General features: G+C 66.1%; 8 protein-coding genes. 4 read left to right on the top strand and 4 right to left on the bottom strand.

Annotation, left to right across the window (positions count from 1 at the left end; all coding sequences use genetic code 11):
- Nucleotides 1-81 precede the first annotated feature (81 nt).
- Together MJ122_RS05025 and MJ122_RS05020 are read left to right on the top strand one after the other, a co-directional pair.
- Nucleotides 82-1,545 carry a DUF1266 domain-containing protein gene (locus MJ122_RS05025; RefSeq protein ID WP_239742634.1) on the top strand — a complete coding sequence of 488 codons (1,464 nt, stop codon included), beginning with the start codon at nucleotides 82-84 and terminating at the stop codon, nucleotides 1,543-1,545.
- An 88-nt stretch (nucleotides 1,546-1,633) separates the two neighbouring features.
- Complete coding sequence (locus MJ122_RS05020; RefSeq protein ID WP_088419323.1) at nucleotides 1,634-2,263, top strand: LysE family transporter; 630 nt, start codon at nucleotides 1,634-1,636, stop codon at nucleotides 2,261-2,263.
- A gap of 38 nt (nucleotides 2,264-2,301) precedes the next feature.
- Here the strand turns inward: MJ122_RS05020 and MJ122_RS05015 are convergent, their stop codons facing one another.
- From MJ122_RS05015 to MJ122_RS05000, 4 genes are all read right to left on the bottom strand, one after another.
- Entirely contained in the window at nucleotides 2,302-3,552 is a 1,251-nt protein-coding gene (locus MJ122_RS05015) for a cytochrome c (protein ID WP_239742633.1), read from the bottom strand.
- A gap of 11 nt (nucleotides 3,553-3,563) precedes the next feature.
- Nucleotides 3,564-5,342 carry a GMC family oxidoreductase gene (locus tag MJ122_RS05010; protein WP_239742631.1) on the bottom strand — a complete coding sequence of 593 codons (1,779 nt, stop codon included), beginning with the start codon at nucleotides 5,340-5,342 and terminating at the stop codon, nucleotides 3,564-3,566.
- A 4-nt stretch (nucleotides 5,343-5,346) separates the two neighbouring features.
- On the bottom strand, nucleotides 5,347-6,096 hold the full coding sequence (locus tag MJ122_RS05005) for a gluconate 2-dehydrogenase subunit 3 family protein (RefSeq protein WP_239742629.1): 750 nt from the start codon (nucleotides 6,094-6,096) through the stop codon (nucleotides 5,347-5,349).
- Between the two features lie 198 nt (nucleotides 6,097-6,294).
- The gene (locus tag MJ122_RS05000) at nucleotides 6,295-7,470 is read right to left on the bottom strand and encodes an acetyl-CoA C-acyltransferase (RefSeq protein ID WP_239742627.1); all 1,176 of its coding nucleotides are present in this window, start codon (nucleotides 7,468-7,470) and stop codon (nucleotides 6,295-6,297) included.
- A 390-nt stretch (nucleotides 7,471-7,860) separates the two neighbouring features.
- Between MJ122_RS05000 and MJ122_RS04995 the strand changes: the two genes are divergently transcribed.
- Both MJ122_RS04995 and MJ122_RS04990 read left to right on the top strand, forming a co-directional pair.
- Nucleotides 7,861-9,543 (top strand): fatty acid--CoA ligase, encoded by a 1,683-nt coding sequence (locus tag MJ122_RS04995; protein ID WP_088419333.1) that lies wholly within the window; start codon nucleotides 7,861-7,863, stop codon nucleotides 9,541-9,543.
- A 206-nt stretch (nucleotides 9,544-9,749) separates the two neighbouring features.
- Nucleotides 9,750-11,672, top strand: a complete 1,923-nt coding sequence (locus tag MJ122_RS04990) for a DUF1302 domain-containing protein (RefSeq protein ID WP_239742625.1) — start codon at nucleotides 9,750-9,752, stop codon at nucleotides 11,670-11,672.
- The last annotated feature ends 39 nt before the right edge of the window (nucleotides 11,673-11,711 follow it).

The raw sequence follows: 11,711 nt of genomic DNA, 5'->3' as shown, positions 1-11,711 counted from the left end.
CAGACGTTTCGGTTTTCCCTCATCTGCGACCGCGGGCCCGCTTCTTAGAGTGATTCCGTCGATTTCCCGAGGTGACTTGCGATGATGGGTTGGCTGATCTCCGGTCTGACGCTCTTTGGCATCACGACCGCTGGCGTATGGAGCGCACGGGTCTGGTCCCGTGTGGGCTCCGCCGCGTCCTTTTCCCTCACGCCCCGCACGCGACGCCGCCGTCCGGCGCGCTCCAGCGGCCCGGAGGCGCTGCTCTGCTTCGGCTCGCTGATGGCCGCCTGCGAAGGGCCGGCGGGAGCCGCGCTGGTACGCGAGCGCGGTGAAATGGCCGAACGGCTGGCAGCCGAACTGGCGGAATGCTGGGGCATCCGCGATGCCGGCTCGGCGCGCGCCACCCTGCAGGGCATGCTGCTGGAAGCGCACAGCCTGCCGCTGGACCAGGACTTCCGCCGCCTGCAACGCAACGAGCCGAGCGCCTTCGATGGTGAGCAGCGGTTGCGCTGGCAGCGCGCGAAGCAGGCCTGGAGCAAGGCCGGCCTGACCCTGCCGAAGGACATTTCCATGGCGGCCCACGACTACGAGTGCATCGCCTGGCTGGCGCGGCGCTGCCATGCCTGCGGTTATCTCGGCGAGGCCGAGGCCTGGCTTTGCCTGGCCTGGGTCGCCGAAGCAGCCGTACGCCATTTCGCTGACTGGCAGGCCTATGCCGCATCCTATGTGCTGGTGCGGGCCACCCTGCAACGTGACGGCCAACAGGATCCGCTGGCCATCCGTGCCTACAAGGAGCTGATGGAGGAGACGGGACAATGGCGGGCCAACCCTCTTGCGGGCATCCGTGTAGAGGACGTCGTGCTGCAGATCGAGCATGAGATTCCGCAGCGCGCCTGCCAGCCTGGCCAGTCACTGCTGGCCTTCGGATCGCTGATCGCGCTCTGCGCCGGCCTTCGCTCCGATCGACTGGCGATCGCCCCCGATGAACCCGACCTGCACCGCTTGTGGCTGGCGCGGCACTGGCGCGCCGAAGGCAAGGAGCAAGTGAAGGAACGTCTGCACTGGCTGCTGGAGACCGGCAGCCGGACACGCTTCGATGCCCAGCTGGAGCGTAACGTCGGTGGCCTCGGCGATGCCGCTGGCGAGGCCTGTCAGGAGCGTTTCGAGCAGGCGCGTCGGGCTCTGCTCAAGGCCGGACACGATCCCGAACTGGTTGACGGCTGCCGCACGGTGCTGGCCTACGACCTGGAGCGGGCCGCCTTCGGCGCGCGCCTGGCGTTCGCCGCCGGTCTGCTGGATGAGGCGAGCCTGTGGAATGCCCTGCGGCACATGGCGCGTCAGGCTCGCTCTGCATTCGACGACTGGGAGCAGTACCTGGTTTCGATGGTCGTCGGCCATGCGTTGGCCAACCAGGATCGGGATGCCGGCCGGCAACTGCTGCGTAGCGGTATGGCACTGCTCGATGGCATCAGCCCGTTCGCCGAATACCTTTCGCCCTGGCAGACCTGCCCGCTGGACAGACTGCCGGTACTGCACGCGGTGCCCTCTGCGGTCGCCCGCTGAGGCCGCCCCGGCGCCGGCCGGGCGCTTGTCGAAGTCCCGCCTGTTCGTATAAGAAGTGGAGCTTTCTCGACGGCTGTTCGGAGGCGCGATGTACTGGGCGGAATTTCTCACGGTGGCGTTCATTCACCTGCTGGCGGTGGCCAGCCCCGGCCCGGATTTCGCCGTGGTGGTGCGCGAGAGCGTGACCCACGGTCGGCGCGCCGGCACCTGGACGGCCCTGGGCGTGGGCAGTGCGATCTTCCTGCACGTGACCTACTCGCTGCTGGGCATCGGCCTGGTCGTGTCGCAGTCCATCGTGCTGTTCAACGCGCTGAAGTGGCTGGCGGCGGCCTACCTGCTGTACATCGGCTTCAAGGCCCTGCGGGCGCGTCCTGCCGAGCCGGCAACGGCTCAGTCCCTCGCCGCGCCCGTCGCCCGCACTGCGCGGGGTGCCTATGTCGCCGGCTTCGTCACCAATGGCCTGAACCCCAAGGCCACGCTGTTCTTCCTCTCGCTGTTTACCGTGGTGATCAATCCGCACACGCCGCTGCTGGTTCAGGCGGGCTATGGCGTGTACCTGGCGTGCGCCACGGCCGCCTGGTTCTGCCTGGTGGCACTGCTGTTCAGCCAGCAACGCGTGCGCGCCGGCTTTGCCCGCATGGGCCACTGGTTCGATCGGCTGATGGGCGTGGTGTTGGTGGGGTTGGGAATCAAGCTGGCGTTCAGCGAACTGCGTTGATGCCAGGAAGAAGGGCGCCTTGCGGCGCCCTTTGGGTTCTACTTCAGCGCCCGCAGATGGGCCACTTCCTCCGCCCTGACCGGCGCTGCCTGGTAACCCCAGGCCGAGCGCAGGAAGCTGGTCAGCTCCGCCACCTGCGCGTCGTCCAGGCGCCAGCCGAACGCCGGCATGCTCAGGCCTGTCGGGGCGCTCTGGGTGACCGGCACGCTGGAGCCATTGAGGATGATGCGGATCAGCGAGTCGGCGCTGGCGCCCAGCACCGCCGAGTTGCCCGCCAGGCGCGGGAAGGTGCTGCGGTAGCCGCGGCCGTCGCTGCGGTGGCAGGCGGCGCAGTTGTCCAGGTAAAGCTCCTCACCCAGGCTGGCCGGTTTGCCTTCGACCAGTTTCACCGTGGTGCTGTCGCTGCCTACGGCCGCCACCTCGCGTCCGGCCGAGAGCGATTTCAGGTACACCGCCACGGCCTTCAGGTCGGCATCGTTGAAGTATTGGGTGCTGTGCGCCACCGCCTCGCCCATCGGTCCGAATGCGGCTGTGTGGGTGTTGCGCCCGGCCTTGAGGAACTCCACCAGATCGGCCTCGGACCAGCCCTGCAGACTGCTGTCGGTGGCGCCCGCCAGGTCGGCGGCGTACCAGCCAGCCAGTTTGGCGCCGCTGAGGTAGGCGGCGCCGGTCTGGTCCAGGGCCTTCTCCTGGAAGGCGATGCCGCGCGGCGTATGGCAGGTGCCGCAGTGGCCCAGCCCCTGAACCAGGTAGGCGCCGCGGTTCCACTCCGGGGTCTGCGCAGCGACCGGCTGGTAGGGCTTGGCGTCGGTGAACAGGGCGTTCCAGATGCCCAGCGGCCAGCGCATGTTCAGCGGCCAGGGGATGGCGGAGGCCTGGTTCTCGGTGGGGTCGGCCTGTACGCCGTGCTTGAAGTAGGCGTAGAGGTCGCCGACGTCCTGGTCGGTAAGCCGCGAGAAGGACGGGTAGGGCATCGCCGGATAGAGGTGACGGCCGTCGGCGGCGATGCCCTTGCGCAGCGCATCGCCGAACTGCTCCAGCGTATAGGAGCCGATGCCGTTGCGGGTATCCGGGGTGATGTTGGTGGAGTACATCGCGCCCAGCGGCGACTGTAGCGCCAACCCGCCGGCGAAGGGGCGCTTCGCATCGGCGGTATGACAGGCGGCGCAGTCGCCCAGTCGGGCAAGGTATCTGCCGCGGGCAATGGCGGCGTCCAGGTCCTGGGCGGCATCGGCCTGGACCGATTCCATGGCCAGCAGGAGGGCCAGCGAAAGCAGAACGGTTTTCATGGCGTCTCTCCTCAGGCGGATACCAGCGGGCCGGGGTTCTTCAGGTACTGACGGCGGATGGCGTTGGCCGACCAGTACGCCAGTGCGCCGACGATACCGGTGGGGTTGTAGGCCATGTTCTGCGGGAAGGCGCTGGCGCCCAGGACGAACAGGTTCGGCACGTCCCAGCTCTGCAGGTACTTGTTCACCACGCTCTGCCCGGAGTGCTCGCCCATGATGGCGCCGCCGGTGGTGTGGGTGCTCTGGTAGTTCCGCCAGTCGAAGTGCGAGCCGGGCCTGGGGCCGCTGGAGACGCTGTATCCGGGGTTGAGCACACGGGCCATTTCTTCCATGCGCTGGATCATGAACTGCGCCTGGAGAATGTCGTTCTGCTTCCAGTCGAAGGTCATGCGCAGCATCGGCAGGCCGTGCTCGTCGGTGTAGCTGGGGTCCAGGTCCAGGTAGCAGTCGCGGTAGGCCATGCTCGAACCTTCGGCGTGCAGGCCCATGTTGTGGTTGTAGTTGTCCTTGATCGCCTGTTTCCAGCCGCTGCCCCAGCCCGGCGCGGTGTCCGGCAGGACCATCTGCTGGATCGGCCGCCCGCCGCTGGTGGAGGAGGACAGGTAGGCGCCGCCGACGAAACCATTGTTCTGGCTGAAGAAGGCCTCGTTGTTGAAGTCGTCCATGCAGGTGTAGCCGGCACCGGCGCCGACGAAGGGATTGAAGTGCTTGTCCTTGCCGAAGAACAGGTTCACCGCGGTGTTGGTCTGGTAGGCGTAGTTCTTGCCCACCACGCCGGTGCCGCTGATGGGGTCGTAGGGCTTGCCGATCTTCGAAAGCAGCAGCAGGCGCACGTTGTGCAGCTGGAAGGCGCTGAGGATCACCAGGTCCGCCGGCTGCTCGACCTCGCGGCCCTGGGCATCGATGTAGGTCACGCCGGTGGCCTTGCGCCCGGTGGAGTCGGTATTGATGCGGATGACCTTGGACTGGATGCGCAGCTCGAAATTCGGTTGGGTGAGCAGCACGGGAAGGATCGTCGACTGCGGCGAGGCCTTGGAATAGTTGAAGCAGCCGAAGCGCTCGCAGTAGCCGCAGTAGTTGCACGGTCCCATCTGCACGCCGTAGGGGTTGGTGTAGGGTTCGGTGCAGTTGGAGGCGGGGCAGGGGAAGGCGCTCAGGCCCAGTTCCTTGCCGGCCTGGGTCATCAGTTCGCCGGCGTAGAGGGTCTTCATTGGCGCGGTGGGGTAGGGGTTCTGCCGTGGCGCTTCGAACGGGTTGCCTCCGGCGACCCGCTGGCCGCGCAGGTTTCCGGCCTGGCCGGCGGTGCCGCAGACCTTCTCGAAGTGGTCGAAGTACGGCTCCAGTTCGTCGTAGGTCACGCCCCAGTCCTGGATCGTCATGTCCTCGGGGATTGCGCCGGCTCCGTGGCGCTCCAGGGTGTTGCTGCGCAGTTGCAGGTCATAGGGCTGCATGCGCCAGTGCTGGCCATTCCAGTGCACGCCTGCGCCGCCTACGCCATTGCCGGGCAGGAAGGCGCCAAGGCGACGGTAGGGCACGGCCTGGTCGGCAGGAGTGTGGCGGATGGTGAGGCTTTCCTTGGCGAGGTTCTGGAACAGCTTGTAGCGGATGCCGTAGGTCAGCTCGTCGGCCATGCGCGGGTAGGCGAAGTCGGGATGGGTGTTGCGCATTTCGCCGCGCTCCAGCGCGACGACCTTGAGGCCGGCGTCGATGAGTTCGCGGGACATGATCGAGCCGGTCCAGCCCAGGCCGATGACCACGGCATCGACGGGTGCCATTTTCAGTGCGCTCATGGGTTCAGCTCCTGCGCCCGGCGATGTTCACCGGGCCTTGGGGATAGCGGGCATTGGGGCGCGAGGCCCAGTCGGCGAAGTCGGCGCGGGCGCCAGGGAAACCGATCAGCTTCCACGAGGCCATGGTCCGGTTGCCGCCGTGGATGGGGTCGCTGAGCCAGCCTTCGCGGGTGTTCTGCAGCAGTTGCTGGAAGAACATCGGGGCAGGGCAATCATCGGTCAGCGTCAGAGCGCCTTTCTCCAACTGGCCGAGCAGCGCGTCCTGCCGGGCGGGCTCCAGTTCGTGGAAGTACTTGCCGGAGAACTGCTGCTGGCAGTGCGCGTTCAGCGCGGCGATGCCGACCCGGTAGATGTCGCGCGGCGCCAGCAGGCTCTGGAAGCCAAGCTCTGGCGCAGCCGGCAGGGACCGGCCCTTGAGGTACCAGATGCCGCCGTGGCCGTAGAGCGTCTCCATCTGCCGGTCGATGAATTCCGGCACGCCTTCGGCGACTGCGCCCGGGCCGTTGTCGTCGCTGGGGATCAGGCGCTCGCAGGCAGCCAGCAGGAACAGCCATTCAAGGTCGTTGAAGTACAGCGGCACATGGCTCGCGGAAGTCGGCTGGGCCTTGTCCGCAGGGGGTGGAGAGGCGTCGGCGCTGGCGCTTGCGGTGACCAGGCTGGCGCCGCCGAGCAGGGTCACGGCGGGGATGAGGGTGAGGGTGTTCTTCAGGAAGCGGCGGCGAGCGGGCTCGTCGTCGTTGAAGTCGTTGGACATGGGAAAGCACTCTCAGATGAAGAGACTTCCCATGCTAGGGAGTGCGGCGCCGGGTTCTTGTCCCCGTGTTCGGATGATGGGTGGGGAATTTTCCGTGCTTTCGGGCCCGGCAGCGGCGTGACCCGCTCAGTGTCGTGATCGACGGACCACAACGAAAAAGGGACGCCGAAGCGCCCCTGTTGCATGCCGGGTGAGGGGTCAGGCCAGCTCGATCGCCACCGCGGTGGCTTCGCCCCCGCCGATGCACAGCGAGGCGACGCCGCGCTTGCCGCCCTTCTTCTGCAGGGCGTTGATCAGGGTGACGATGATCCGCGAGCCGGTGGATCCGACCGGGTGGCCCTGGGCGCAGGCGCCGCCGTAGACGTTGACCTTGGCGTGGTCCAGGCCGTGTTCGCGCATGGCGAGCATGGTGACCATGGCGAAGGCTTCGTTGATCTCGAACAGGTCGACGTCGTCCTTGCTCCAGCCGGCCTTCTTGAACAGGTTGGTCATGGCGCCGATCGGGGCCAGGGTGAACTCGGCCGGGTCCTGGCTCTGGGTGGCGTGGGCGACGATCTTCGCCAGCGGCTTGAGGCCACGGCGCGCGGCTTCTTCAGCGGTCATCAGGACCAGCGCGGAGGCGCCGTCGGAGATGGAACTGGCGTTGGCCGCGGTGATGGTGCCGTCCTTGCGGAAGGCCGGACGCAGGCCGGGAATCTTGTCCAGGTTGGCGGTGAGCGGCTGCTCGTCGTCCTTCACCACGGTCTCGCCCTTGCGGGTGGTGACGGTCACCGGGACGATTTCCGAAGCCAGCGAGCCGTCCTCGATGGCGGCCTGGGCGCGCTTGAGCGACTCGATGGCATAGGCGTCCATCTCTTCGCGGGTGACCTTGTACTGGTCGGCGGTTTCCTGGGCGAAGGAGCCCATCAGGCGACCGGTGCGGGCGTCTTCCAGGCCGTCGAGGAACATGTGGTCCTTGATCTCGCCATGGCCCATGCGCAGGCCGGTGCGGGCTTTCTCGATCACGTAGGGAGCGTTGGACATGCTTTCCATGCCGCCGGCGACCATCACGCTGTTGGTGCCCGCCTTGAGCAGGTCGTGGGCCAGCATCACGGCCTTCATGCCCGAGCCGCAGAGCTTGTTGATGGTGGTGCAGCCGGTGGCGGCGGGCAGGCCGGCGTTGAGCGCCGCCTGGCGGGCCGGGCCCTGTTTCAGGCCGGCGGGCAGCACGTTGCCCATGATCACTTCCTGCACGTCCTCGGGCTGGATGCCGGCACGGGAAATGGCTTCGCGGATGGCGATGGCGCCCAGGTCGACGGCGGAAATGCCGGACAGGCTGCCCTGGAAGCCGCCCATGGGAGTGCGGGCGCCGCTGACGATGACGATCTCGGACATGACTAACCTCTTCGCTCTTGTTGTAGGAATCCCCGTAGGACCGGCTGCGCGTCGGCATAACTGCGTTGGAAGCAGGCTCGGAAGCCGCTTGCGGCTAACGCGCTTCAGCGCGGCCCCGCAGGGGCGAGCGAAGCGAGTCATGCTCATTTACAAGATGTAAACTCCGCTCCCTCGCCTGCTTCCGCCTTGTTCTGCTCTAGCTCGCAGGCCCTACACGGACTCCGGGTAAAGGTACCGGCCGTGAACGACCGGGCGTCAGGATTCTACCGCGTGACCGGATGTGGCCATAGAGTCATCGGCAAATCACTCTTTTGACTGATGAATGGACACACCGGGCGCTCTAGAGTCGGTCTCATCCTGATGAGATCCCGCCTTGAGAGTGCGTACGCCATGCTGAAGACCCGCGTCATCCCCGCTGCACAGAACGCCTACCAGTACCCGCTGTTGATCAAGAGCCTGCTGTTGTCGGGCAGCCGTTACGAGAAAGGCAGGGAAATCGTCTACCGCGACACCGTGCGTTACACCTATGCCACCTTCAACGAGCGCGTCGCACGCCTGGCCAACGTGCTGACCGAGGCCGGCGTAAAGGCTGGTGACACCGTGGCGGTGATGGACTGGGACAGCCACCGTTACCTGGAGTGCATGTTCGCCATCCCGATGATCGGCGCGGTGCTGCACACCATCAACATCCGCCTCTCGCCGGAACAGATCCTCTACACCATGAACCACGCCGAGGACCGCTTCGTGCTGGTCAACAGCGAGTTCGCCGCGCTCTACCAGGGCATCGCCGGGCAATTGACCACGGTGGAAAAGACCCTGCTGATCACCGACGGCGCCGACAAGACCTGCGCGCTGCCTGACTGCGTGGGCGAGTACGAGGCCCTGCTGGCCGCCGCCAGCCCGCGCTACGCCTTCCCCGATTTCGACGAGAATTCGGTGGCGACCACCTTCTACACCACCGGCACCACCGGTAACCCCAAGGGTGTGTACTTCACCCATCGTCAGCTGGTGCTGCACACCCTGGCGATGGCCTCGACCATCGGCAGCCTGGACAGCATCCGCCTGATGGGCACCAATGACGTCTACATGCCGATCACCCCCATGTTCCACGTCCATGCCTGGGGTGTGCCCTACGTGGCGACCATGCTGGGGGTGAAGCAGGTGTATCCGGGCCGTTACGAGCCGGAGCTGCTGTGCAAGCTGATCCGCGAGGAGAAGGTGACCTTCTCCCACTGCGTGCCGACCATCCTGCAGATGATGCTCAACGCAGCTGGCGCCAAGGACCACGACTTCGGCGGGCTGAAGATCATCATTGGCGGCAGCGCCCTCAACCATGCGCTTTACGACGCCGCCAAGGCCCGAGGCATCCAGCTCACGGCGGCCTATGGCATGTCCGAGACCTGCCCGCTGATTTCCTGTGGCTACCTCAACCAGGAGCTCTGCGCCGGCAGCGAGGATGAGCGCACCACCTACCGCATCAAGGCCGGCGTGCCGGTGCCGCTGGTGGAGGCGGCGATCATGGACGAGCACGGCCAGTTCCACCCGGCGGACGGCGAGTCCCAGGGCGAGCTGGTGCTGCGCGCGCCCTGGCTGACCCAGGGCTACTTCCGCGAGCCGGAGAAGGGCGAGGAGCTGTGGGCGGGTGGCTGGATGCACACCGGCGACGTGGCGACCCTCGACGGCATGGGCTTCATCGATATCCGCGACCGCATCAAGGATGTGATCAAGACCGGCGGCGAGTGGCTGTCGTCCCTGGAGCTGGAAGACCTCATCAGCCGCCACCCGGCGGTGCGCGAGGTGGCGGTGGTCGGCGTGCCCGACCCACAGTGGGGCGAGCGCCCGTTCGCCCTGCTGGTGCTGCGCGACGGCCAGGCGCTGGACGCCAAGGCGCTGCGCGAACACCTCAAGCCTTTCGTCGAGCAGGGCCACATCAACAAGTGGGCGATTCCCTCGCAGATCGCCGTTGTTACTGAAGTTCCCAAGACCAGTGTCGGCAAGCTCGACAAGAAGCGCATCCGGGTAGACATCGCCCAATGGCAGGAGGCGGGTAGCGCCTTCCTCTCCACGGTGTGACCGACGACCGGCAAGTCACGGTTTTCGGGCGCCGTGCCAAGCAAGCGCTTGGCACGGCGCAGCCCAGTGATCACGCCGCCTCGGGCCTGCGCAAGCGTCTAGTCAGGGCCTTTGTAAGAGAAATCACACTTTCGAGCGATCAAGCACCGTAGGACGCTGGCTATAGTCGCCACTACTCATAACAAAAAACACATGGAGTAGCGTCGATGAAAACCATGCAACATATCTGGCGCCTGGCGCGGTTGCCGCTGGCAGTCAGCCTGGCATCCACGCTGGCGACGCCGGCATCCGCCGTCAGCTTCAACATCGGGGAAATCGAAGGTTCGTTCGACTCGACGCTGTCCGTGGGGGCCAGCTGGTCGACGCAGAATCCGAACAGCAACCTCATCGGCATCAACAACGGCGGCAAGGGTCTGTCCCAGACCTCCGACGACGGCCACCTGAACTACAAGGCCGGCAAGACCTTCTCGAAGATCTTCAAGGGCATCCATGACCTCGAGCTGAAATACCAGGACACCGGCGTCTTCCTGCGCGGCAAGTACTGGTACGACTTCGAGCAGAAGGACGAGAACACCGAATTCAAGCCGCTGTCCGACCACAACCGCAAGGAAGCCGCCCAGGCCTCCGGCGCGCAGCTGCTCGACGCCTTCATCTACCACAACTACACCATCGGTGAACTGCCCGGCACCGTGCGCCTGGGCAAGCAGGTGGTGAACTGGGGCGAGAGCACCTTCATCCAGAACGGCATCAGCGTGATCAACCCGTTCGACGTCACCGCCTTCCGCCGCCCGGGTTCCGAGATCAAGGAAGCCCTGGTACCGGTGAACATGTTCTACCTCTCGCAGAACCTCACCGAGAACCTCTCTGCCGAAGGCTTCTACCAGCTGGAGTGGGATCAGACTGCGGTCGACAACTGCGGCACCTTCTTCTCCCAGCCGGACGTGGTGGCGGATGGTTGTACCCAGAACCTGGCGGTGCTGACCAACAACGCCGCTTCGATCCGCACCCTGAACGGCCTGCTCGGCCCGAACCTGGCGGTGACCCCGTCGCCCTGGAACGAAGGCCTGGTGGTCCAGCGCGGTCCGGACCGTGACGCCCGCGACAGCGGCCAGTATGGCTTCTCCCTGAAGTACTTCGCCGACAGCCTGAACACCGAATTCGGCGGCTACTACATGAACTACCACAGCCGCCTGCCGATCTTCTCCGGCCGTGGCGCCGACGCCTCCAAGGTCACCCAGATCAACCAGCTGATCACCAACATCGCGCGGATCAGTCCGACCCTGGCGGCCCAGGCCGGCGCGGCGGCGATGGCGGGCAACTCCAGCTACTTCATCGAGTACCCCGAAGACATCCGCCTGTACGGCCTGAGCTTCTCCACCACGCTGCCCACTGGCACCGCCTGGCAGGGCGAGATCAGCTACCGGCCGAACGCCCCGGTGCAGCTGAACACCACCGACATCCTGTATTCCGGCCTGGACCCTGTGTCCATCGGCGGCAACCACGTCTACGACAACGCCTCCGTGCTGACCGGCACCGCAGGCCAGGACCTGCACGGCTACCGCCGCAAGGAAGTCACCCAGCTGCAGACCACCTTCACCCACTTCTTCGACCAGGTCATGGGCGCCGAGCGTCTGACCCTGGTGGGCGAAGTCGGCTGGACCCACGTCGGCGGCCTGGAAAGCCAGAACAAGGCGCGCTACGGCCGTGACCCGGTGTTCGGCCCCGGCCCGCTGAACGGTAGCCTCAACGGCCGTCCGACCTGCGAAGCGCTCAACGTCTCCACCCTGGGCACCGCCAACGCCAACAACGTCAGCCGCAACTGCGAAAGCGAAGGCTTCACCACCGCTGATTCCTGGGGCTACCGCGCCCGTGCGATCTGGGACTACAACGACGTGTTCGCCGGCGTGAACCTCAAGCCCAACGTGGCCTGGTCCCACGACGTGGACGGCTACTCCCCCGGCCCCGGCGGCAACTTCGAGGAAGGCCGCAAGGCCGTCAGCCTGGGTATCGACGCCGACTACCTGAACACCTACACCGCCAGCCTGGCCTACACCAACTACTTCGACGGCAAGTACTCCACTGTCGACGACCGTGACTTCGTCAGCCTGAGCTTCGGTGTGACCTTCTAAGCCGGCCGTTCAACCGGCAAGCGGCCCGCCCTCGCGGCG

This window comes from Pseudomonas sp. DP-17 (genome assembly GCF_022380625.1).
GTDB lineage: Bacteria > Pseudomonadota > Gammaproteobacteria > Pseudomonadales > Pseudomonadaceae > Pseudomonas > Pseudomonas nitroreducens_A.
This window is presented reverse-complemented; position numbering and strand designations above follow the sequence as displayed.

Bases quoted from the DNA above. Each gene is read 5' to 3' on its own strand.
- MJ122_RS04995 (WP_088419333.1), top strand. From the start codon at position 7,861: ATGCTGAAGACCCGCGTCATCCCCGCTGCACAGAACGCCTACCAGTAC.
- MJ122_RS05015 (WP_239742633.1), bottom strand. From the start codon at position 3,552: ATGAAAACCGTTCTGCTTTCGCTGGCCCTCCTGCTGGCCATGGAATCG.
- MJ122_RS05010 (WP_239742631.1), bottom strand. From the start codon at position 5,342: ATGAGCGCACTGAAAATGGCACCCGTCGATGCCGTGGTCATCGGCCTG.
- MJ122_RS05025 (WP_239742634.1), top strand. From the start codon at position 82: ATGATGGGTTGGCTGATCTCCGGTCTGACGCTCTTTGGCATCACGACC.
- MJ122_RS05000 (WP_239742627.1), bottom strand. From the start codon at position 7,470: ATGTCCGAGATCGTCATCGTCAGCGGCGCCCGCACTCCCATGGGCGGC.
- MJ122_RS05005 (WP_239742629.1), bottom strand. From the start codon at position 6,096: ATGTCCAACGACTTCAACGACGACGAGCCCGCTCGCCGCCGCTTCCTG.
- MJ122_RS04990 (WP_239742625.1), top strand. From the start codon at position 9,750: ATGAAAACCATGCAACATATCTGGCGCCTGGCGCGGTTGCCGCTGGCA.
- MJ122_RS05020 (WP_088419323.1), top strand. From the start codon at position 1,634: ATGTACTGGGCGGAATTTCTCACGGTGGCGTTCATTCACCTGCTGGCG.